The following is a 23,264-nucleotide window of genomic DNA, read 5'->3' as shown; positions in this document are numbered from 1 at the left end:
GTTCCGGCGGATCGCGCGTTTCGGCCTTGCGCCAACTGCACGTTCCGTCCCGCCCAGTCCTTTCGCCGAACCCGGGTATTGCATGACCGCCGAACAGTCTCTCGCGTTTATCGTCATCGGCGCCATGATGGTCTTCTTCATCTGGGGGCGGTTTCGATACGACGTGATCGCCTGTTCTGCGCTGATGCTGGCGGTGGCCGTCGGCATCGTGCCTTACGATCATGCCTTCGACGGTTTCAGCGACGACATCGTCATCATCGTCGGCAGTGCCTTGATCGTCAGCGCCGGCGTGGCGCGCTCAGGCGTGGTGGATGCGGCGATCCAGCGCTTCCTGCCCAATATCTCGTCGGTCCGGGCCCAGCTTGCGCTGCTGGTCATCACGGTGACGGTGCTTTCCGCCTTCATCAAGAATATCGGGGCGCTGGCGATCATGCTGCCGGTCGCCTTCCAGTTCGCCCGGCGGTCGAATGTCCAGCCTTCGGTCTTCCTGATGCCGATGGCCTTCGGTTCGCTGATTGGCGGGCTGATGACGCAGGTCGGCACCTCGCCGAATATCGTCGTGTCGCGCGTGCGTCAGGAACTGACCGGCGAGAGTTTTACGATGTTCGACTTCACGCCCGTCGGCGCGACCTTGGCGCTGGTCGGCTGCATCTTCCTGCTCTTTGCCTACAAGCTCGTGCCGCAACGGACCAGCAGCCAAGTTTCGGTTCATTCGGCGATCGAGATTACCGACTATACGTCGGAGGCCGTCGTTGCTGCCGGATCTCCCGCGATCGGCAAGTCACTCAGCGCTCTGGTCAAGCTCGGCGATGGCGGTGCCGTCGTCATCGCCATTTTTCGCCGCGGCCTGCATCTGGCGCCGCTGCCCGACATCACGCTTGAAGCCGACGACATCCTGCTGCTTGAAGGCGGGCCGGGGGCGCTCGATCGTATTGTCTCGCAGGCCAAGCTGAAGATCGCCGGAGACCGCTCGCCGGGTAGCCGCGAGAAGGCAGGGTCCGAGATCGAGGCGGTGGAAGCGGTCGTCGGCAGCGGCTCGCCGATCGAAGGCATGTCGGCGCAGCGCCTGGCGCTGTTCAACACCCACAACATCAACCTGCTCGCCGTCAGCCGCCAGGGCGAAAGGCTGAAGCAGCGGCTCGGCAGCATTCGTCTGCGCGCCGGCGACGTCATTGTGTTGCAAGGCGCGCGGCGCGAATTGACGTCTTTTCTGCAGGACTTCGGCTGCCTGCCGCTCGCGCAGCGCGAGATCCTGCTCGGCACCACGCGCAAAGCGCCGTTGCCGCTTCTGGTCCTGGCCGCCGCCATGGGCTCGACGGCAGTCGGCCTCGTGCCGGTGCCGATCGCCTTTTTCGCAGCGGCCCTTGCCATGGTCATCTTCCGCATCATTCCGTTGCGCGACGTCTACCGTTCCGTCGACGGGCCGATCCTCGTGATGCTGGCGGCGCTGATCCCGGTCAGCGATTCCCTGCGCACGACCGGGGGGACGGAAGTCATTGCCGGGTGGCTCGGTACGGTTGCCGCCGGCTTGCCGCCGGCAGGCGCGTTGACCATCATCCTGCTTGCGGCAATGGCGGTCACACCGTTCCTCAACAACGCCGCGACCGTGCTGGTCATGGCGCCGATCGCCGCGAGCTTCGCCGACGCGCTCGGCTATCGGCCGGAAGCCTTCCTGATGGCGACCGCCATCGGCGCCGGCTGCGATTTCCTGACGCCGATCGGCCACCAGTGCAACACACTGGTCATGGGGCCGGGCGGCTACCGGTTCAGCGACTATCCGCGCCTCGGCCTGCCGCTCTCGCTCGTGATCGTTATCGTCAGCATACCGACGCTGATGGTGGTCTGGCCTCTGCGGTAGTTTCCTGACCTGACGTCAGGCCGCTCCGTGCATGACGCAGCAATCGGCCGGCACGGCATGCTGACGTCGGCGGTTTAGACGCTACCCAAGAACCGTGACAAGCACAGCCCCCCAGAGCGCCAGGAGCACGTTGCCGATCGCATAGCCAAGGCCGTAGCCGAGGGTTGGCACCTGGCTGCCGGCAGCCTCCTGCACCGCGGCGAGCGCCGGCGCCGAGGTTCCGGCGCCGCAGCAGGTGCCGGCGAGCACGCCTTCGTTCATGCGGAAGACCCAACGGCCAAGCGCAAGTGCTGCGAGGTGCGAAATCAGGCAGATCAGCAGACTGGCGATCACGAGCGCCGGACCGGACTGAACGAGGCCCGTGACGAAGCTCGGGCCGGCCGAGATGCCGACGCAGGCGATGAAGGCGCAGAGCCCGACGCTGTCGAAGAACCAGAGGGTTGCCTCCGGCACGAAGCCGAACGTGCGCCTGACCGAGCGCAGCCAGCCGGCGACGAGACCGGCGATCAGCACGCCGACCGCAACGCCGAGGCCGATTTCGAGCGCTCCGAGTTTCAGCGCGGGTATGCCGATGAGGCCGCCGAGGAAGATGAAGACGCCGACATAGACCATGTCGGTCGCCGTCGTCTTGCGATCCGCATAGCCGAGCCGGGCAGCGACATCCTCCACATGGCGCCTGGCACCGGCGATCGACATCACGTCACCCCGGCGGATTGTCAGCCCGGGGAAAATCGGGATCGGCTGGCCGGCACGCAGGATGCCGCGCAGGAAGACCGAGCGCGCCTCGGGCTGCTGCTTGAGCTGCCAAAGGCGTTTGCCGGCGACGTCCTTGTTGGTCACCACCACGTCGAGAATTTCGACCGGAATGTCGAGAAGCTCGCGGTCATCGGTCTCGGTGCCGATCCGGCTGGCATATTCCACCAGGAAACCGCGAAGCCCGGCGACCGCAATGATGTCCCCGGCCTGCAGTCGCTCTTGCGGGGCGGGGGAGATGATCTCATTGCCCCTGCGAATCTGCTCGACATAGGCCTTCTGATGCTCAGGGACTCGCGCCTCCGCTTCCGCCACGGTCAGGCCGACCAGATTATCGGCGATCTCAAAGGCGCGCGCTTCGATCTCGCGGCGGGCGGTATCGCCGCTGTTCTCCGGGGCGATGTTGAGTTCGGCTTCGAGCTCGGCGCAGGCTTCCTTCAGGCAGCGGCCGAACATGCGCGGTGCGAGCTGCGACTGGACGAGGATCGCGGTGACGACGCCGACGAGATAGGCGACCGCAAAGCCGGTGGCCACGGCGGATTCGAATTGGGTGACGGCTTCGGGTGTTGGCGCCGTCTTGCGGAAGGTGTCGATGGCGACGCCGACGGTCGCCGATTCCGTTGCCCCGCCCGCAAGGACGCCTGCGGCCGTGCCGAGATCGAAACCGAACAGGATCGAAAGAAGGATCGCCGCCGCGAGCGCCGCGACGCAGAGCGTCACCGTGACGGCGATCTGGGGCAGGGCATCGGCATTGAGGCTCTGGAAGAATTGCGGGCCGGTGCGGTAGCCGATGGCGAAGAGGAACAGCAGGAAGAACGCCTGCTTCACGTCGTTCGACAACACGGCGCCCGTCTGTCCGATCAGCACGCCCGCCAGCAGGCAGCCGGTAACGGCGCCGATGGTCACGCCGAAGATGGTGATCTTGCCGACGGCGTAGCCGATGCCGAGCGCGAGGAAGAGGGCGAGCTCCGGATGCGCTCTGAGGATGCCGAACAGGTGATCGATCACGCCGCTTTACTCCCAACTCCATGCCGAAGGGGCGCCTTCAGCCTGATGATGCGCTGCTCACTTGCCGGCAGGACCCTGCCGGAAAATCCGGGGTGGCTGGGTATCAGGGCGTCTGCTCACGCCCTTCTGCATGTGTCCTTCAATCGTCGCCGCTTGAAGGACAAAACATGCAGCATTCGAAAATGCTACAGCGACCGTTGCGCGTCTAATTGGACGCGCGGCGCTGCAGGGGGAGGCGGCCGACGGGTTTGCCGGCCGCTTTGCTCGGCTAGCTGATCTTCAGGCCCTTGGCCGCCTGGTAGGTCTGCACGTAGCCACGCGCCACGGAGCGCACGGCACGGCCGATCTGCGAATAGGCGTCGTCATTGAGGTTGGCGAAGGAAACGCGCGCCGACCAGTTTGGCGCGTCGAAGCCGGAGCCGTTCAAGAGAACGATGCCGTGGTCCTCGGCCAGTCGGAAGGGAATGTCGAGCGGATGGATGTTGTCCTTCACCCATTCGACAACATCCTGCCCGACATATTTGCGCAGCCAGAACTCGAAATCGATGATGCCGTAATAGTGGTCGAAATAGATGCCCGGGTTGGACTCGACGCCCATGCCGTTTACGAGGTTCCAGAACCGCTTCGTGCAGATGGCGATGCAGGCCTTCTGGTAGGCCTTCTCGACATCCATCAGCTCGACCAGGCTGAAGAGCGACATCATCACCTGCTGGGGAAGCGACAGGCCGGCGGTGTGGTTCAGCGCCACGTCGCGGCTGTCGGCGACGATGCGGTCGATGAACTTCACCTCGCGCGGCTTCGGCGTCATCGCCTTGTAGCGCTTTTCCAGAAGCTTTTGGATCGGCTCGGGATGCGCCTTGATCCTCTCGTCGAAGATATTGTCCTGGGCAACGGCCACCACGCCGAGGCGCCAGCCGGTGCAGCCGAAGTACTTCGAATAGGAATAGACGCCGATGGTGTTGCGCGGCAGATGGCCGAGCAATGACTGGAACCCCGGGACGAAGGTGCCGTAGACGTCATCGGTAAGGATGATCAGATCGGGACGCTTGTTGTTTACGAGATCGACAAGGCGCTTGATCGAATCCGGATCCATCGCGACGGCCGACGGGTTACCGGGGTTGACCAGGAACAGCGCCTTCACCTCGGGGTTTTCCAGCGCCTTGATGTCATCGTCGGTGAACTGGAAGCGATCTTCCTGCTCGGCGCTGACATTGATGGTCTTCAGCGTGTAGTCCTCGAGCTGCGGCATCTCGAGATAGGGAGTGAAGATCGGCGTTCCGAGCGCGATCGTGTCGCCGGCGTTGAGGATGCGGGCGTTCTTCAAGGCCTTGAAGATGTAGCACATGGCGGCGGTGCCGCCTTCGACCGGGTAGAGGTCGAATTTCACGCTTGGCCGGTGGCCGGCGCACATCGCCCACATCAGATATTCGTGGGTGATGATCTCGTTGTGATGCAGCGCCCGATCGGGGACCGGATAGTTGTCGCCGATGATCGAGTCGGTCAGCTCATGCACGAATCCATCCGGGTCGAAGCCGAAGGTGTTGATGGCATAGGCGACGGCGTCACCGAGGGTTTTGGCGGCCGGGACGCCTTCGTCTTCCTCGTCCACGGTTTCCGTGCTTTGAAGCTGTTTCTTGATCCACTTCTGGAACCGCGCATGCGCGCCGTCCTGGGGCGGCATGCCGGCGACGCCCGCCTTCGGATCGTAGTAGGCGCGTTTAGCCTCCGTCAGGGCGAACTGGCCGAGCAGGAAGAAGGCTTCGCGGGCGCGCGTTGCCGTCCAGTTCGGGTTGCCGCGGCCGGCATTGAGGAAGGCCTTGGCGGATTTCTGCGAGCTCGTCTTGGCGAGCTTGATCAGTTCGTCCTTGATTTCGAACGGGCTGAGATCGGAAATGCTGTCGTAGAATTTTCTGTCCAACATGATCCACACTCCCTGTGATCTATGAAATTGGAACAATGGTCTCGGTTCGCCGGCGCGCCTCAGGCGAGCATGATGACGATGACGAGGCCGAAGATGGTGAGCAGCGTGTTGCCGATGGCGTAGGGCATGCCGTAGCCAAGCGCCGGCACCTTGCTCTTGGCCGCCTCCTGGATCATGCCGAGCGCTGCGGTCGTGGTCCTGACGCCGGCGCAGGCGCCAAACAGGATCGCCGGGTGGAACTTGAAGACATAGTGGCCGATCAGCACCGAGGCGATCATCGGGATGGAGGTTGCAACGACTCCCCAGATGAACAGCGAAATGCCAACCTCCTGGAGGCCTGCGACGAAGCCCGGTCCGGCGCCGATACCGACCACGGCGATGAAGATGTTGAGGCCGAGCGTGTTCAACAGCCACAGCGCCGGCGACGGGATGCGGCCGAAGGCGGGGTAGGTGGTGCGCAGCCAGCCGAGCACGAGACCGGCAAGCAGGGCGCCGCCTGACGTGGATAGCCCGATCGGAATACCGCCGATCGTTATCGTCAGCGCCCCGATCATCGCGCCGATGAACAGACCCCAGCCGAGGAAGGCGATGTCGGTGGTTTCGACCGGGCGATCGGCAAAGCCGAGAGCCTTGATCGCCGCTTCGACGTGCCTCCTGGCGCCGCCGATGGTGACGATGTCGCCACGCTCGACGGTCGTGCCGGGAAGGACCGGGATCTCGACCAGCGAGCGCACGATCTTGCGGGCATAGACGCCGCGCGCCCAATCCATCGTGCTGACTTCGGCGAGTGTCTTTCCGGCCAGCGCCTTGCTGGTCACGTAGACGTCGACGATCTCGGCCTCCGCGTTCAGAAGCTCCTTGTCCTCGACCTCCGTCAGCTTGCTGTCCAGGTTTTCGACGAGCAGGGCGCGCCTGCCCGAGAAGGCGACGACGTCGCCCGGCTGCAGCACGGTGTTGCCATCCGCTTCGATGATCTGATCGCCTCTTCGCAGGCGCTCGACGAAGACGCGAATGCCGGGAAGCAGGTTCTTGACCGGCGTTCCGGTTAGCCCGCTTGCTTCGTCGATCCGATAGGCCCGAAGGCCGAAATCATGATAGGCGCGGGTGATGCCGGGTTCGCTGCTCTCGGTGCCGCCGCCGAGCTTGGCCTCATACTCCTTGCAGGCCGCCGGAAGATCGATGCCGAGAAGTTTTGGGCCAAGCTGGGCGAGGATGATGGCAGAGCCGATCGTGCCCCAGATGTAGGTGACCGCATAGGCAATCGGAATCTGGTCGGCAAAGGTCTTGGCCTGCTCCGGCGTCAGCCCGAGCGAATTGATCTGGTCCGTGGCAACGCCGATCGCAGCCGAGATCGTCTGCGACCCGGCATACATGCCGGCGCCGTAGCCAAGCGGAAGCCCGGCGATCAGCGCGCAGAGATAGGGAACGATGAGGCACAGCACCAGGACAGACAGCGCAAAGGCAATCTGTTTCGGCCCATCGGTGCTCAAGCCGCGCACGAATTGCGGGCCGACACCGTAGCCGACGGCGAACAGGAAGATCAGGAACAAGGTGGACTTCAGATCACCGGAAACCTGGATGCCCAGCTGCCCGATGAGAACACCCGCCAGAAGCGTAGCGGTGACGTTTCCGAGATTGAACCCCGCGACCTTGATGGGCCCGATCAGGAAACCGATGCCGAGGGCGAGGAAGACGGCGACCGGCGGATAGGTCCGAAGCGTCTCGACGAAGAAGTCAATTGGATTCACTGCCATCCCCTGTAGAAAGTTGCGTTGCCATCACTTCATTTCGGGACTTGCGCGGCTAAGTTGATTTTATCGGTGGCTTGTCGATGCCCAATCCTAGCTTTGGCAATTGTCGCTTCGGCTGCTGATTTTCTCAACGGCCTTGGGGTTACGTGAGCGTAACGTACGTTAAATTTCTGGCTTTTGCGGCCAGTGGGGGCTGATGAGCGCTGCGCGGCATCGGTCCGAAAGCGTCGGGTCGGGCGGTCGTGCGAAGGCAAGTTCGGGAGGGCGGCGGCGCGCCGGTCCCGATGAAGGCACACGGTCCCACTACGGCGGATTTCGCCGGCTATTCAACTCTGGCATTGTATTTCTATGTTATCGCATAACGGATGGACATGACGAAACGCCGCATGTCGATGGACCCGGAGCACATGCCCCCGCAGTTGCTTCATCCGCGCGCCGCGAAGCTTGAAGTGACGGGGGCGCTCATCCGTTCGTTTCACGAGCAAGGCCGGCAATTGCGGCCAGTCTTGCGCTCCGCTTCAGATGGCGACGCCTTCGAGTGCTATGATCCGTGTCCTGGCACAGCGCTCACGGATCGCCTTCAGGCGCTGATAGTCCGGCGATTGGTACCAGGAGAGCAAGGCTTGCATGTCCGGGAACTCAAGGATGACGAGCCGGTGCGGTTCCCAGTCGCCTTCAAGCACCCGGGTTGCGCCACCGCGGCCGAGATAACGCCCGCCATAGCGGGCCTCCGTCGCCGGCACCTCTCTTTTGTATTCCTCGAAGGTCGCTGCATCGGTGATATCGACATCGGCGATCAAATAGGCAGCCATGGCAGAGCTCCTTTCCCGACAAGCCAAGGAGCAAGGATACGCCGGTCGTCGCCGTCAGGCGAGACTCTCGCCCGCGGCGGCCGGCAGGGTGACTTAGGATCATTTCCTTGTTGATTGTTGTTATGTTATTTTATAACAGTCGGTACATGACGAAACGCGGCATGTTGATAGATCCCGGCCGCCCAACCCCATCGGTTGTATCCGCTGCCGATTCATGCGAGGAAGAGCGCGATGGTGCTGCGTCCGCGACAATGCGGAAGCGGCTGAAAAGGGAACACGGAACGGACGACCCTGACGGGACCGAAACCGTGGCTGCCCCCGCAACTGTGAGCGGACAGCGCATTCACACCATGTCACTGGCCAAAGGCCGGGAAGACGTGGATGCGCCGCGACCCGCGAGCCAGGAGACCTGCCATCGAACCGATCAACCACAACGGACGGGGTGTTCCGATGGAAAAGAACTGGCTTTCGCGCGACGGTTTTCCGTCACCCTGCCGCTTCGCCATCTCTTGCCGTCAGTCCGGCGGAGAGAGAGAATGGCTGAGCCGACTTCAAGACAGCATAAGATAACGGTCTGCACCGATTGCCGCTTTACCGGCGGCCCCTGCATGCCGGGCGCCGAGCTGATAAAGCGGCTCAACCGCAGCATTGCCGCCCTCGGCGCGCCGCTCGATAGTGATTTCTCGATTGCCGGCACGGTCTGCATGGCGGCATGCACGCGCCCCTGCACCATCGCCTTCCAGGCGACGGGCAAGGCGACCTATCTCTTTGGCGACATTTCGCCGGAAGAGGACATCGACGATCTCGTCCGCTTTGCCGCCACCTATGTGGAGCGCGGCGACGGCATGACGCGGGCTGCCGAACGGCCGCGCGGACTGAAGGGCAAGACGCTCGCCCGCATCCCGGCGGCCATGCTCGTCTCCGAAGACGTTGCGGGCCATTTCCAATGAGTGCGACACGCATGCGCTCAAGCGCGTTTGGTGCGTCGGGGATGGACGCGTGGCGCTGCCGGGGTGGGATCAGACCATGACCTGCACCGCAACAGGAGCCGCCCTTCGCGTTAAGGGGCTTTGCTGGGGGCCGCGCCCGGGGTTGAAGCTGGTCGACGACATGGACTTCGCGATCGAGGCGGGCAGCCGGCTTGCGATCCTCGGGCCGAACGGGGCCGGCAAGACCTCGCTTCTGCGCTGCCTTTACCGGGCGGTGCAGCCGAATGCGGGCCGCATCGAGGTCGACGGCGTCGACCTCTGGTCGACCTCGGCGCGCGAAGCGGCGAAAACGATCGCCGTCGTGCTTCAGGAAATGCCCGGCGATTTTCCCTTCAGCGTGCGCGACGTGGTGATGATGGGCCGCATCCCGCGGCGGGAGGGGCTCAACGGCTGGACGGACACCGACCGTGAGCGCGTGCAGCACGCGCTCTCCCATCTCGATCTCGCCCATCTGGCCGGCCGCCAGTTCTCGACGCTCTCGGGCGGCGAGAAACAGCGGGTGCTGATTGCCCGGGCGCTTGCCCAGGAGCCGCGCATCATCATCCTCGATGAGCCGACCAACCATCTCGACATCCGCCACCAGCTCGAAATCCTCGAGCTCTTGCAGACGCTGAAGCTGACGATCGTATCGACGCTGCACGACATCAATCTCGCCGCCGAATTCGCGACTGACGTGGCGATCGTGACGGCGGGGCGGCTCACCGCCTTTGGCACACCCGACGCGGTGCTGAGCCCGCGGGCGCTGTCCTCCGCCTTCGGTGTCACCGCCACCGCCCACAGCACCGCCGTTGCCGGCACCGCCCGTTTCTCCTTTTCACTTCCTCGGGATCCATTTCATGAAGATCAACATTGCCTCCTCTGCCTTCCTGTTTCTCATCGCCACTGCTGTGCCGGCGCTCGCCTATCCGGTCACCGTCAAGAGCTGCAACCGCGAGGTGACCTTCGATGCCGCGCCGAAGCGGGCGATCGCCAACGACGTCAATCTGGTCGAGATGATGCTGGCGCTGAAACTGCAGGACCACATGGTCGGCTACACCGGCGTTTCCGGCTGGAAGACGCTGGATGAAAAGCTGCGCGAGGGCGTCAAGGAACTGCCGGAGCTTGCGGAGAAATATCCGACCAAGGAAGTGCTCCTCAACGCCGACGCCGATTTCTTCTTCGCCGGCTGGAACTACGGCATGAAGGTCGGCGGCGAGGTGACGCCCGAGACCTTGGCGCCGTTCAAGATCGGCGTCTACGAACTGACCGAATCCTGCATCCATGTCATGGCCAGGGAAAAGCCTACGATGGGCGACATGTTCGTCGATCTCCTCAACCTCGGCCGCATCTTCGGGGTCGAGGATCGCGCCGAGGCGCTGGTCGACGGCTACCGCCGCCAACTGGCCGCGATCACCGAGGCAAATGCCGGCCGCGAAAAGCCGACGCGCGTCTTCGTCTATGATTCCGGCGAAGAAAAGCCCTTCACATCCGGCCGCTTCGGCATCCCGACGGCGATGATCGAGGCGGCCGGTGGCGCCAACATCATGGACGACGTCGACAAGAGCTGGGTGGAGGTCTCCTGGGAGCCGGTGATCGATCGCAATCCGGAGGTCGTGGTGATCGTCAACTACGGCGAGGTGAAGGCCGAGGACAAGATTGCCTTCATGAAGAACAATCCGGCCTTCGCCAATATCGATGCGGTGAAAAACGACCGCTTCGTGGTCCTCGATTATGTCGAGGCGACGCCGGGGCCGCGCAACATCGACGCCATTGCCCGGCTCGCCGAGGTCTTTCACGGCGAAGGCCTGTAACCGATGCTGGCTGAGGATACGTCGCCTGGTCCCGCTACCGTTTCGCGGGTTCTCTCCGTTCGGGCGATCCGCGGCGGGGTCGGGGTGTTCGCGGCGCTGCTTTTGCTTCTTCTGACTGTGACCGTGGGCGTGTCGCTCGGCTCGGCGCCGATCCCGGTAACCACCGTCTGGTCGATCGTCGCCAGCAAGCTCGCGCCCGGCAGCGTCGAGGCCTTCTGGTCGGCGGGGCGCGAAAGCATCGTCTGGGACGTGCGCCTGCCGCGGGTCATGCTGGCGGGGCTTGTCGGCGCCGGATTGGCGCTGACAGGCGCCGTGCTGCAATCGGTCACGCGCAATCCGCTTGCCGATCCGCATCTGCTCGGCGTCTCCTCGGGCGGCGCGCTCGGGGCGATCGTCGCACTGCTCCACACCGGAATGATCCTCGGTCTTCTCACGGTGCCGCTCTTTGCCTTTGGCGGCGCGCTGCTGGCAACCGTGCTGGTCGCTTTCGTTTCCCGCGCTCTAGGCACCAGTGCCGATCGCCTGGTGCTTGCCGGCGTCGCCGTCGCCTTCGTGCTGACGTCGATCGGCAATCTCATGATCTTCCTGGGGGATCCGCGGGCGACGCACACGGTGATCTTCTGGATGCTCGGCGGCCTTGGCCTGGCGCAATGGCCGCATCTCATCTATCCGGCGCTCGTGCTGTCAGTCTCGCTCGGCTGGCTGGTCGTCCGATCGCGGGAAATCAACGCGCTTGCCATGGGCGACGAGACGGCGATGACGCTCGGCATTCCCGTGCGCCGCTTCCGTCTGACGCTCTTCGTCGTCACCGCGCTCCTGACCGGGGTCATGGTGGCCTTTTCCGGAGCGATCGGCTTCGTCGGGCTGATGGTGCCGCATTTCGTGCGGCTCTTTGCCGGCAGCGACAATGTCCGGGTCATCCCGTTCTCGGCCTTCTTTGGCGCCTTGACGCTGATCATGGCCGACCTCGTGGCCCGCGTCATCATGGCGCCGGAGGACATGCCGATCGGCGTCGTTACCGGCATTGTCGGCGGCATCGCCTTTGTTGCCATCCTCACGCGGCGCGCGTAAGGCGTGCATCGACATTGGGCATGCATGGAAATGGGCCGGTCCGCGCCTATGTCTTAGCGCATGTCTCCTTGAATCGAACTCGATTTAAGGACAAAGACATGCAGAAAATCAAAGTGCTACAGCGACCATTGCGCGTCTGATAAGACGCGCGGCGCTGTAGCGCATGCATGGCTGCCCGATCAGGCCTCGAAAGGGGCAGGACCGGCAGAAGAGCGGTGCGAGGGAGCAAATGACGAACGAAGTTGAAATCTGCACGCCGGATGACGTTTTGAGCTTCTGGTTCGGCGAGCTCACCTATGACGACTGGTTCACGATGAGCGGCGAACTGGATAAGGCCTGCATTCGTCGTTTCCAGGCATCGCACCTGGCGCTTGCCCGCGGGGTCAGCGAGATCTGGCGCGCAACGCCGGAGAACCGGCTGGCGGCGATCATCCTGCTCGACCAGATGCCGCGCAACATGTATCGCGGCACGCCGCTTGCCTTCGCGACCGATTGCCTGGCACTGCACGAGGCGAAGCTTGCCGTCGGCATCGGTGCCGACATGGCGATCAAGCCGGAAGCGCGCGCCTTCGTCTATCTGCCGTTCGAGCATTCGGAAAACCTGACCGACCAGACCATGTCGGTGAAGCTTTTCACCGAACTCGGCGATGCCGACTATCTCGACTATGCCATCCGCCACCGCGAGGTGATCGAACAATTCGGCCGCTTCCCGCACCGAAATGCGCTCCTGGCCCGCGTCTCGACAGACGCCGAGCTTGCCTATCTGGCACAGCCCGGCGCCGGCTTCTGACGAAAAATCCGGCGCTGGAGCGCAATTGGCGGCGTCTTTTGCATCTTTCCGCCGTCTTTCGTATTCACACCGCATTGTGACGACCACTGACGCGATTCCGCACCATGGTCTCAACCTGCAAGGATCATGAAATTGCGTTCTGTCGGAAAATTGCCTGCCATTCTCGTCTGCCTGCTGGCGCTTGCCGCCGCCGGCCCGGTCATGGCGCAAGGCACGACGCAACCGGCACAAGGTACGACCCAGAGCGCAACTCAGCCAGAGCAGAAGGCGACGCCGGCTCAGCCGGCCCAGACCGCAACGCAACCAGCCGGCAAGGCGGCGGCACCCGCGCAGGATGGTGCGCAGCCCGCTGACAAAGGCGCGGCACCCGGCGGCGCGACACCCGGCGCTGCCACCCAGCCGGCCGCGACGGCGGTTCAGCCGGCGCAGACGGCAACCCCGCCGGCCGGCGAGGCGGTTCCGGAGGATGCCACGCCGCCGGCCCAGAGCCAGGCGGCCGATCAGCTTTCCAAGGCCGCCGAGGATCTCAAGCGGCTGACGGACCTCGTCGACAAGGCCAAGGACGACGACATCGTGCTTGCCGACCTCAAGGTTCAGGTCGACGCGCTCGCCAAGCAAATCATCGGCGTGTCGGTCTCGACCCGGCCGCGCCTCGACGAAATCAAGGGGCGGCTCACCGAACTCGGCGATCCGCCGGCCGAGGGACAGCCGCCCGAAGCCGACATCGTGACCGCAGAGCGCAAACGGCTGATGGTCGAGCGCGGCGCCATCAACGCGCTCACCGGCGAGGCCGAGGGTCTTTCGATCCAGGCGACGAAGCTTTCCAACACCATTACCGCGACAAGGCGCGCGCTGTTTTCCAACACGCTGCTGAAGAACACCGAAGTCTCGACCGGCATGTTCGACGACGCTCTGACGGCGACGGCGGACGAAACGCGCGTGCTCTCGCGCAGTGTCGGGAGCTGGCTGAGCTTTGCCTGGAACTACAAGCGCGTGCCGCTTTTGACGGCGCTGTTCCTGTCGCTGCTGGCGGCGCTCGTGTTCCTTGCCGGCAGCCGCAGGCTCTTTCGCCCGCTGATCCAGCATGACATTACCGATGAGGAGCCGAGCTACTTCCGCCGCCTGTCGGTCGCCTTCTGGTCCACGCTAATCCCGACGATCGCCTCGGCCGCCTTCGCGATTTCAAGCTTCCTGTTCCTGCGCGGCTTCAACGTGCTGCGCTCCGACATCGCACCGATCATTGCCATTACGCTGGGGGTGGCGGTGGTGGTGTTCTTCGTGACAAGGCTCGCCCAGGCGGTGTTGTCGCCGCGCGATGCGCGCTGGCGGCTCGTCAGGGTTTCCGATCGCGGCGCCAGGATGCTGATGATCGCGATCTTCGCCATGGCGCTGGTCAACGGTCTTGATTACCTGTTCGGCGGCGTCAGCGAGGCGCTCGGCTCGCCGGTGGTGCTGACCGTCGTCAAGAGCTACATCGCCTCGATCGTCATCGGCCTCATCATCATGGCGTCGGCCTGGATCAAGCCGACGCTCAGAAAGGACGAGTCCTTCGATGCCCATGGCCGCGCCTGGCCGCGGCTGGTGTCGTTCGCGCTGCTTGCGACCGGGGCCTTGCTGATCATTGCGGCCGTCTCCGGCTATGTCGGTCTCGCCCGCTTCATCGCCACGCAGATCATCATCACCGGCGCGATCCTGGTGACGATGTATATCGGCATTCTCACCGGCCGGGCCGTGGCCAAGCAGGGTGCGTTTGCCGAGACGGCGGCCGGGCGCTATCTCGAGCGCCGCTACAATCTGGAACAGGTGGCGCTCGACCAGATCGGTCTTGCCGCGGGCCTCAGCATCTATGCCCTGGTCGTGATGGTCTTCATCCCGCTGATCCTCTTGCAGTGGGGCTTCCAGGTCGCCGACATCGAGTCCTGGGCCTACCGGATGGTGACCGAGATCAGGATCGGCTCGATCACCATCTCGCTAGTCGGCATCCTCGCGGGCGTCCTGTTCTTCGCGCTCGGTTTTGCGGTCACCCGCTTCGTGCAGCGCTGGATCGACGGCAACATCATGGCGAGAAGCCGGGTCGATGCCGGCGTGCGCAACTCGATCCGCACCGGCATCGGCTATACCGGCGTCGGCCTTGCGTGCCTCATCGGCCTCTCGGCAGCGGGCATCGATCTCTCGAACCTCGCGCTCGTCGCCGGTGCTCTCTCGCTCGGCGTCGGTTTCGGTCTGCAGAACATCGTTTCGAATTTCGTCTCGGGCCTGATCCTGCTCGTCGAGCGGCCGTTCAAGGTGGGCGACTGGATCGTCAGTGGCACGACGGAAGGCTTCGTCAAGCGCATCTCGGTACGCGCGACCGAGATCGAAACCTTCCAGCATCAGTCGATCATGATGCCGAACTCGCTGCTGATCAACGCCTCGGTCGGCAACTGGACGCACCGCAACAAGCTCGGCCGCTCCGAAATCGCCGTCACCGTCACCTATGCCAGCGATCCGCGCCGGATCATGGAACTGCTGTCCGAGATCGCCGCCGCCCATCCGATGGTCTTGAAGAACCCTTCGCCGACCGTCGGTTTTACCGCCTTTGGCGACGAGCGCATGACCTTCGAGCTCCGGATTTACGTCGCCGACGTCTTGACCGGCGGCGGCGTGCGCAACGACCTGCGCGTGTCGATCTACGAGCGTTTCCGCGACGAGCGGATCGGCGAGCCGTTCCCGGTCAAGATCGAGGACGTGCCGGTCGAGGACCAGACCGGCATCGAAAGCCACCACCCGGAAGAGGTGGGCGAACCGAAGGGCGCCACCTCCGCCGAGGCAAGAGCGTCGGCCAAGGCGACGGCTTCAGGCAAACCGGCTGCTTCCGCAGCGCCGCTCAACGAGGAACGCGAGGCAGAAGAAACGGGCAGTCGCCGAACCGCCAGCCGCCGCGCAAACCCGAACCGCTGATAAACGGAGCGTTCAGCCGCTATTCAGCCGGCGTGCCATAAAAAGCATGCAATTCTTCTGGTGACCGATTACGTTGTCATCGGCTGAAGAGGTGGCCGGCGCAGCGTCGCGAAACCGACGGGGCGGCCGGCTCGGCGAGAGGGCGGCGCTTCGGGCGCCGATGGGCAATGAAGAAATCTGTGATTGCTTTGCTTTCCGGCGTACTGGTGGCCTACGTGCCTATGGCAGGCGCGGCCAGTGCCGCGACGGTCACGAACAAGGACAGCGAGACCGCCGTCCTGGTCGTCGTCGAGGGCGAAAGCCGCATGGAAGTGGCGATCGCCGCAGGCGCCACGGAGATGATCTGCCCGAGCGGCTGTTTCGTGACGGCGCCGAGCGGCGACCGCATCGGCCTGCAGGGCGACGAGAATGTCGAGATCGTCAACGGCAATGTCGTGGTGAAGTAACCGGAAACCAGCCACTGAAGGGCGCGGACTCTTCCGCGCCCCTAGAGCGCCGTGCGTTCAGACGAACGCGCAAAGGACGCTCTAGTACTTTGATCGTAGAGCATCTTTCCGCTTCAAGTGATTCCACTCGGACGCTCTATAGCGCCGCAGTTTCAGACGAACGCACAAAGACGCTCTGGCTCTTGAAGTCGAGAGCAGTTTTCCGCTCTCAATGTTTCCACTTGAGAGCGGAATGCATTGGCGCCCACAGCTAATCACGGCGCGCCAATCCCATTGGATGGCGAATGAACCGGCACTCCCGCCCGTCAATACGACGAGAGACGGGGTGGCCCCGGCGAATGCCTTTGCCATCCCATCGAAGCGCATTGACACGACCCATGCCCGGTAGCACGCTCGGCTGTTCGGCCGACGTTGCTCGCCACGGTCGTTCGCGCATTGCGGGAGGGGAACCATGCCATTCCTTCGCATCGCCTTGGCCGTCCTATTGGTGTTTTGCGCCTCGGAGGCGGTTGCCGAGAAGCGCGTGGCGCTGGTCATCGGCAATTCCGCCTATCAGCATGTGGCGGCGTTACCCAATCCTGGCAATGACGCTGCCGACATGGCGGCCAAGCTCGAAGGGCTCGGCTTCGAGGTGGTGACCGGTGTGGATCTCGATCTCTCGGGCGTGCGGCGCGTATTGCGCGATTTCGTCGGCCGTCTCGATGGCGCCGATCTGGCGCTGTTCTACTATGCCGGCCACGGCCTTCAGGTGGATGGCGAGAACTACCTTGCCCCTGTCGACGCCAAGCTCGCCTCCCATGTCGATCTCGATTTCGAGGCGGTGCCGATGAACCTGATCCTGTCGGCGATGGAGCGCAGCACCAGGGTCAATGTCGTGCTGCTTGATGCGTGTCGCGACAATCCGCTTGCGGTCAATCTCGCCCGCTCCATGGGCACCCGATCGGCCTCGGTCGGCCGCGGGCTTGCCAAGGTCGGCACCGGCATCGGCACGCTGATCGCCTTTGCCACCCAGCCCGGCAATGTCGCGCTCGACGGCAGCGGGCGAAACTCGCCCTTTACGTCGGCGCTACTCCGGCATCTCGGCCAGCCGGGACGCGACATCACCCGCGAGCTGATCGAGGTGCGCCGCGACGTTCTTTCGGCAACCGGCGGCAAGCAGGTGCCCTGGGACAATTCCTCGCTGACCGGCGAGGTGGTGCTGAAGCCTGCCGATGGCGGCCAACCGGCGTCGGTCAAAGAGCCGGCGACGGATCAGACCGCCGAGCTTGCCTATTGGGACACGATCAAGGATGGGACGGACCGCGATCTGTTCGACGCCTATCTGCAACAATATCCCGATGGCGCTTTCGCATCCCTGGCGAGGGCCAAGATCCGCATCATCGAGCGGGTCTCTGCCCCGGCAACCGAGGGCGTGACCGAGGTGCCCTCCGGCCAGGCCGTGGCGGCCGTCGATCCGGCCGCAGCCGCTGCGGGCACCGACGATCGCGCCTTGACCCGATCGATCCAGCAGCAGCTGAACCGGCTCGGCTGTCAGGCCGGCAGCGAGGATGGGCTGTGGGGCGCCGGCAGCCGCAAGGCGCTGGAGGCATTTGCCAGGCACAGCAAGCTTGAACTCGCGACGCTCGAACCTTCCAGCGACGTGCTCGAACGCCTGAAGGCCGAGAAGGCGCGGATATGCCCGCTTGCCTGCGCGCGAAACCAGGAGGCAAAAGACGGCCGCTGCGTGACGATCCGGCGCGAGGCCAAACTGCCCGAGCCGAGTGCGACCCAGGGCACCGCCAAGACACCGGCGAAGAGCACCGGCACGCGAGCGATCAGCCCGCCGGCCGAGCTGAAAAAGAAGAGCTATGCCGGCTGCCCCGACAATGCGGACGTTGCCTTCCGGCAGATGTTTTCCCGCGGCTCTGGCCGCGGCAGGACGACGATTACCGCCACGCACTCCTGCGGCCGCACCTTTGCTTGCCACCGGGCGGCGCGGGGCCAGCCCTGGGATTGCGGCTGGCGGTGAGGCTGCGTGTAGGCTGGCGCGGTGCGCGCTCGGCCGGCGTTGGCTGAGGTGCCTCAGCTTCGTCCGCCGAGCGGTGCTCTCGCTGCGCCGCCCCCAGACTGCGGTGCGTCGGCCCGTCCGCCGCCTTGCTCACGGCTGCTGAGGCAGAGATGAATGGAGGCGGCGGCGAAGAGTAGCAGCGGTACGCTCGGGTAAAGCGTAAGGAAGCGAAGCGAGGTGTCGATCGTCTGCAGCAGATTTCTAAGGCCGAGCCCCTTCATCCCGAAAAACAGCAGCCAGAAATGAGATAGAAGGCCCATGAACCCGATCGTCGCGAAAAATGCGAGCAGCGCGGCCCACAGGCGATAGGCTTTGCCATAGCGCTCCGGCCTCGGCTCCGTAGGCTCTCGGATGAAGGCGAGGGCAACGAGGGCGATCACAGCCGCCAGGAGCGAAGCGGGTGTCGGTACCAGGCTCAGGCGAACGGCAAAGGCGGTAATCCAGCCTGGGTCGAACATCAGGCCGAAGGGAATGTCTGCCAGCACAAGGAGAGTGATGGAGGCCGCGACCTTGCGGGGCATCCCGATAGCTTTTGTCCGCGCGGCGCATACCGCAGCAATAGCGGCTGCAAAGATCACCCACGCAATTGCCTTCGAGTAGACGGCGAGGACAACGGCCAGCATGCCGGCGGCCGGGGAGCCATTTGCGCCCAGGGCATGGACGAGCCAGTACACCAGGTAAGGAAGGGCCAAGAAAAAGCCAATGAGCAGCGCAAGCCATATCCCCCATGCCCGCATGTAGCGCCAGCCGCCTTCAGTGATTGCCACCAGAAACTCTCCCTGTGTTCGCTTTTGTCCGATAGCATTGACAGGGAAATGTGAAGGCCAATCTCAAATAGAGGTTGCAATTTTATCTATCTGCGTTCCTTTGCGTGCCTCGTGCGCCGATCCTGAGCACTTGCGTTGCTTGGCCGCATTTCAGGGCTTGATTTCATCGCGGCTTGCGTAAGGATCGACACCACGTTCAAGCCGGCTCCGGCAAGGGAGGACTCCCCATGAAACTCCAGCTTATCCGCAACGCCACGCTCAAGCTCGACTATGCCGGCCATACCGTGCTCATCGATCCCTTTCTGGGGCCGAAAGACAGCCTGCCGTCTTTTGCCGGGCGCTCGCCCAATCCGACGGTCGAGCTGCCGGTCGATATCGACACCATCCTGGCCGGTGTCGAACTCGTCATCATCTCGCATCTGCATGAGGACCACTTCGACGACACCGCCAAGGAGCGGGTGCCGAAGGGGCTGCCGATCCTCTGCCAGCCGGGCGACGAGGAGGCGATCCGTGCCGCCGGCTTTCGCGACGTCACGCCGCTTTCCGACAAGGCCAGCTGGCAGGGGCTGACGCTGACCCGGCGCGATGGCAGTCATGGGCTCGGCCCTGTGGTCCAGGACATGGGGCCTGTCATCGGTTTCAGCCTTGAGGCGAGGGGCGAGCCGACGGTCTACTGGGCCGGCGACACGGTTTTCTACCCGGCGATCGAGAAGACGATCCGCGAAACGAAGCCTGACATCATCGTCACCCATTCCTGCGGAGCGAAGTGGGATGGCGATCTCATCGTCATGGATGCCGAGCAGACGATCAAGGTCTGCGAGACGGCGAAAAACAGCACCGTCATTGCAACGCACATGGAGGCGCTGGATCACGCGACGGTCAGCCGAAAGGAGCTGCGGGCAGCAGCCGATGCCCATGGCATCCCCTTGACGAAGCTGGTGATCCCTGATGACGGCGACGTGCTGACGCTGATACCGCCGGTGGTCTGAGCAATTCCAGGAAAAGTGCGAAGCGGTTTTCCGTCCGGAATTGCGGAGATACCAAGCAATTCCAGGAAAAGTGCGAAGCGGTTTTCCGTCCGGAATTGCGGAGATACCAAGCAATTCCAGGAAAAGTGTGAAACGGTTTTCCGTCCGGAATTGCGGAGGTTCCAAGCAATTCCAGGAAAAGTGTGAAACGGTTTTCCGTCCGGAATTGCGGCGATCCAGAAGGCCGGCCGCGCTTACGGGATCGAGAAGATACTGATCTCGTTGGTGATGCCGCGCAGAGCGACATTGTGCGACTGCGGATTGAGGCCGCGGTCGCTGAGCAGGCCGGAGGTGCGCGGGTCGTCGAGCACGGAGCTGGTGGCGAAGATCTCGCGCGAACTCGCGAGATGCTGGACGCGCGAGGCGATATTGACCGTCTGGCCGAAATAATCCTGGCGCTCGTTGAGGTTGACGGCGATGCACGGCCCCTCGTGGATGCCGATCTTCAACAGCAGATCCTCGGAGCCCCGGTCCTCGTTGAGCTGTCGCATCGCCTCGCGCATGCGCATGGCCGCGGCAACCGCGCGATCCGGCGTCGGGAAGGTTGCCATGACCGCGTCACCGATCGTCTTGACCACGGCGCCGGCCTCGGCGGCAACGATCTCGTTGACGGCGCTGAAATGGGTCTTCACCAGATCGAAGGCTGCGAGATCGCCGACCCGTTCGTAAAGCTCGGTCGAGCCGCGCAGATCCGAGAAGAGGAAGGTGAGGCTGGTGATCTTCAGCCGCTGGTCTACGTCGATCGTGTCGGTGCGGTAGATATCGCGGAAGGTCTGGTTGGACAGCAGCCGCTTGGCGGTGAGGAACGGGCGCCGACGGCCGAGAATATCGTGCAGGGTGTCATTGGCGATACAGACCGAGGGCAGGGTGCGCACATCCGTATGGTTTTCCACTTGGATGCGCAGCGGACCCGGCTGCATGGTCAACGCCTCGTCGTGGCGATGGCCGCGATCGAAGACGAGCGACAGCGTCCGCCGCTCCTTGGTCGGCTCGCCCTTGACGTCGATGAATTGCGCGGCATGGGTCACCGGCTCGAAGACGATGATGAATTCCGCCGGCATCTGCAGCGAGATCACCGCCTTTTCGCCGGGCGGCAGTTCGAGCGCCTCGATCATGAAATCGTCGACCTGGGCCTCGTAGTCGTCCTCCGGCAAATCTATGCCGGAGCCCCAGTAGATCTGGCGGAAATATTCGAGCGGCGGCAGCTCGTGCGGGTTGTGGGCCTCGATGTGGCGTACCCGCGGGTTAACGGTGAAGGTCACTTCCACCATCTCGTCGAGCGTCGGCTCATAGCCGGCGGCGCAGAGCGAGCAGGTATAGGTGTCGCTCTGCACGGTCTTCAGCGAGGTATTGCTGTCAAGCACACCGCCGCAGCCGGGGCAGAGCACATTCCACGACAGCTCGAAGAGCCCGAGGCGTGAGGCATGCAGGAAGGCGGCGATGACCTTTTCTTCGTCCAGCCGATGTTCGGCGGCAAAGGCGAGCGCATTGACGCGGCAGAGCTTGCGGTCCGGCGCTTCCCGGACAAATCGCTCCAATACGCCGGCGATGTCAGGCTGCACGTTTTGGCGCAGCATGTCGAAGAGAGGCTGAGCGTCACTCATGATTGCATCCTACACTGAAAAGAGCCGGCGGGGCAGCCGGTTTGTCGGCGGGGTGGACAGGCCGCCTGGTGACTGATCTGCGCACGAGAAATTTGCGAGTGATCCTTTGATGTAACCGTTACGTACTTCCCGTTATTGACAGTGCCATGCAATTGAAAGGCAGACGGCGCCGTGAATCGCGCATCGTTCTGCGAGCGCCTTTCTCGTGCCTTCATTCCGTTCGTCGCACAGTGCACACGACGGCCGCAAAGGAGAACCATCCTGATGAGAGTAGCCCTCAAATTGATCACGGTTGCGCTTCTGGCGCTCGCTGGTCCGGCGGCAGCCGAGGGCGCCTCCGAGCGGGAGGCCTACCAAATAGCCAAGGATGCCTATGTCTATGCCTATCCGCTGATGCTGACGCATGCCACTGTGCTGAGGAACTCCAACTTCGCCGAGCCTGTCGCGGGTACAACTGCAGGACCGGTCAATGACTTTCACCACGCGCGTGCATTCCCTGACGCGGGTGACAAGCTTGTCATCCGCATGAACGTCGACACGCTCTACTCGGGCGCTACGCTTGACTTGAAGGCCGAACCGATGGTGATCACGGCTCCCGCCACCGATCGCTATTTCCTGCTGCCGATGCTGAGCCTTTGGTCGGATGTATTCGATGTGTTGGGCACGCGTACGCTCGGCAAGAATAGCGCCCGAAATTTTCTCGTTGCTGGACCGAACTGGAGCGGTGACGTTCCTGCGGATATGGAGGTCATCAAGAGTCCTACCCGCTATGTCTGGATCATCGGCCGTATCCAAACGAACGGCAAGGCGGACTATGAGAACGTTCACAAGATCCAAGACGGTTTTAAGGTGACGCCGCTCTCTGCCTTGGGCAAGGGCGACTATGTGCCGCCGAAAGGGACTGTCGATACCAGCATCGACATGAAATCACCGCCGCCGCTCGTCGTGGACAAGATGGATGCGGCGACCTACTTTGGCCGTTTTGCCGAACTGCTGAAGGACAACCCACCGAACCAGGTCGACTATCCGATGATCCATCGCCTTGAACGGGTGGGGTTCAAGGTTGGCCAAGACTTCGACCTGAAAGCAGCATCGGACGCCCTGCGAAAGGCAGTCGAGCGTGGCTACGCCGATGGCAAGGCCCTGGTGCAGGCTGAAGGCAACAAGGCCGGGGGCGTCGGCGGCGAGGGATGGATCTACACCATGCGCAGCGGCGCCTATGGCGTGGACTATCTCTACCGCGCCGCAATCGCGCAATGCTGCCTCGGCGAGAACTTGCCGCAGGATGCCGTCTATCCGGCACTCTCGACCGACAGCGACAGGCGGCCGCTCGATGGCAGCACCAATTACGTCCTGCACTTTGACAAGGGCAAGCTGCCGCCGGTCGATGCATTCTGGTCTGTGACAGCCTATGACATCGAGGGCCACTTCATCCCCAACGAGCTCAAGCGCCAGGCGATTGGCGACCGCGACAGGCTCGTCACGAACGCCGACGGCTCGGTCGATCTCTACATCCAGGCGAAGTCTCCTGGAAAAGACAAGGACGCCAATTGGCTGCCGGTCGGCAAGGCACCGTTCACCCTGCTCATGCGCCTCTACTCGCCGCGCGAGGAATTTCTTGAAGGCAAATGGCTTCCGCCGGAGGTTATCGCGGTTCACTGAACCTTCCGTCGGCCCGCATGTCTGGGG

At 63.5% G+C, this 23,264-nt stretch carries 17 protein-coding genes and 1 riboswitch; of the genes, 11 read left to right on the top strand and 6 right to left on the bottom strand.

Annotated features, from left to right (window positions below; genetic code table 11):
* Positions 1-82: 82 nt before the first annotated feature.
* On the top strand, positions 83-1,858 hold the full coding sequence (locus IB265_RS09120) for an SLC13 family permease (RefSeq protein WP_058327051.1): 1,776 nt from the start codon (positions 83-85) through the stop codon (positions 1,856-1,858).
* 81 nt (positions 1,859-1,939) lie between these two features.
* Here the strand turns inward: IB265_RS09120 and IB265_RS09115 are convergent, their stop codons facing one another.
* The 4 genes from IB265_RS09115 to IB265_RS09100 all read right to left on the bottom strand — a co-directional run bounded on the left by IB265_RS09115 (position 1,940) and on the right by IB265_RS09100 (position 8,103).
* Positions 1,940-3,619 (bottom strand): TrkA C-terminal domain-containing protein, encoded by a 1,680-nt coding sequence (locus IB265_RS09115; protein WP_192494763.1) that lies wholly within the window; start codon positions 3,617-3,619, stop codon positions 1,940-1,942.
* Between the two features lie 268 nt (positions 3,620-3,887).
* Entirely contained in the window at positions 3,888-5,540 is a 1,653-nt protein-coding gene (locus IB265_RS09110; RefSeq protein ID WP_057254032.1) for a bifunctional aspartate transaminase/aspartate 4-decarboxylase, read from the bottom strand.
* A gap of 59 nt (positions 5,541-5,599) precedes the next feature.
* Positions 5,600-7,288: an aspartate-alanine antiporter gene (aspT, locus tag IB265_RS09105; protein ID WP_245296076.1), complete on the bottom strand. Its 1,689-nt coding sequence runs from the start codon at positions 7,286-7,288 to the stop codon at positions 5,600-5,602.
* A gap of 521 nt (positions 7,289-7,809) precedes the next feature.
* A complete protein-coding gene (locus IB265_RS09100; protein ID WP_058327048.1) occupies positions 7,810-8,103 on the bottom strand; it encodes a DUF1330 domain-containing protein in 294 nt (97 codons plus the stop codon).
* A 215-nt stretch (positions 8,104-8,318) separates the two neighbouring features.
* Positions 8,319-8,535: riboswitch (cobalamin riboswitch) on the top strand.
* Positions 8,536-8,639: 104 nt separating this feature from the next.
* Here IB265_RS09100 and IB265_RS09095 point away from each other — a divergent pair.
* From IB265_RS09095 to IB265_RS09060, 8 genes are all read left to right on the top strand, one after another.
* Complete coding sequence (locus tag IB265_RS09095; RefSeq protein WP_113737995.1) at positions 8,640-9,053, top strand: DUF1636 domain-containing protein; 414 nt, start codon at positions 8,640-8,642, stop codon at positions 9,051-9,053.
* 160 nt (positions 9,054-9,213) lie between these two features.
* A complete protein-coding gene (locus tag IB265_RS37720; RefSeq protein WP_375293054.1) occupies positions 9,214-10,158 on the top strand; it encodes an ABC transporter ATP-binding protein in 945 nt (314 codons plus the stop codon).
* Positions 10,085-10,882 carry an ABC transporter substrate-binding protein gene (locus IB265_RS09085; RefSeq protein ID WP_375293059.1) on the top strand — a complete coding sequence of 266 codons (798 nt, stop codon included), beginning with the start codon at positions 10,085-10,087 and terminating at the stop codon, positions 10,880-10,882. The genes IB265_RS37720 and IB265_RS09085 overlap by 74 nt, the downstream gene beginning before the upstream one ends.
* 3 nt (positions 10,883-10,885) lie before the next feature.
* Complete coding sequence (locus IB265_RS09080) at positions 10,886-11,953, top strand: iron ABC transporter permease (protein WP_192494761.1); 1,068 nt, start codon at positions 10,886-10,888, stop codon at positions 11,951-11,953.
* A 229-nt stretch (positions 11,954-12,182) separates the two neighbouring features.
* Positions 12,183-12,743, top strand: coding sequence for a DUF924 family protein (locus IB265_RS09075; RefSeq protein ID WP_057254039.1), 561 nt, complete (start codon positions 12,183-12,185; stop codon positions 12,741-12,743).
* Positions 12,744-12,869: 126 nt separating this feature from the next.
* Positions 12,870-15,683, top strand: a complete 2,814-nt coding sequence (locus tag IB265_RS09070; RefSeq protein WP_375293053.1) for a mechanosensitive ion channel domain-containing protein — start codon at positions 12,870-12,872, stop codon at positions 15,681-15,683.
* A gap of 167 nt (positions 15,684-15,850) precedes the next feature.
* Entirely contained in the window at positions 15,851-16,129 is a 279-nt protein-coding gene (locus IB265_RS09065) for a hypothetical protein (RefSeq protein ID WP_057254041.1), read from the top strand.
* Positions 16,130-16,580: 451 nt separating this feature from the next.
* Positions 16,581-18,137, top strand: coding sequence for a caspase family protein (locus tag IB265_RS09060; RefSeq protein WP_113737609.1), 1,557 nt, complete (start codon positions 16,581-16,583; stop codon positions 18,135-18,137).
* 53 nt (positions 18,138-18,190) lie between these two features.
* Here the strand turns inward: IB265_RS09060 and IB265_RS09055 are convergent, their stop codons facing one another.
* Entirely contained in the window at positions 18,191-18,943 is a 753-nt protein-coding gene (locus IB265_RS09055) for a hypothetical protein (RefSeq protein WP_113737610.1), read from the bottom strand.
* Between the two features lie 227 nt (positions 18,944-19,170).
* Between IB265_RS09055 and IB265_RS09050 the strand changes: the two genes are divergently transcribed.
* A complete protein-coding gene (locus IB265_RS09050; RefSeq protein ID WP_058327043.1) occupies positions 19,171-19,932 on the top strand; it encodes an MBL fold metallo-hydrolase in 762 nt (253 codons plus the stop codon).
* Positions 19,933-20,165: 233 nt separating this feature from the next.
* Here IB265_RS09050 and IB265_RS09045 read toward each other — a convergent pair whose 3' ends face one another.
* Positions 20,166-21,575 (bottom strand): adenylate/guanylate cyclase domain-containing protein, encoded by a 1,410-nt coding sequence (locus IB265_RS09045; protein ID WP_058323463.1) that lies wholly within the window; start codon positions 21,573-21,575, stop codon positions 20,166-20,168.
* Positions 21,576-21,839: 264 nt separating this feature from the next.
* Between IB265_RS09045 and IB265_RS09040 the strand changes: the two genes are divergently transcribed.
* Entirely contained in the window at positions 21,840-23,237 is a 1,398-nt protein-coding gene (locus IB265_RS09040) for a DUF1254 domain-containing protein (RefSeq protein ID WP_246805891.1), read from the top strand.
* Positions 23,238-23,264 lie beyond the last annotated feature (27 nt).

It is taken from the genome of Ensifer sp. ENS10 (assembly GCF_014852025.1).
Lineage (GTDB): Bacteria > Pseudomonadota > Alphaproteobacteria > Rhizobiales > Rhizobiaceae > Ensifer.
Note: the sequence above shows the minus strand (reverse complement) of the source record. Positions and strands in the feature narration are given on the sequence as shown.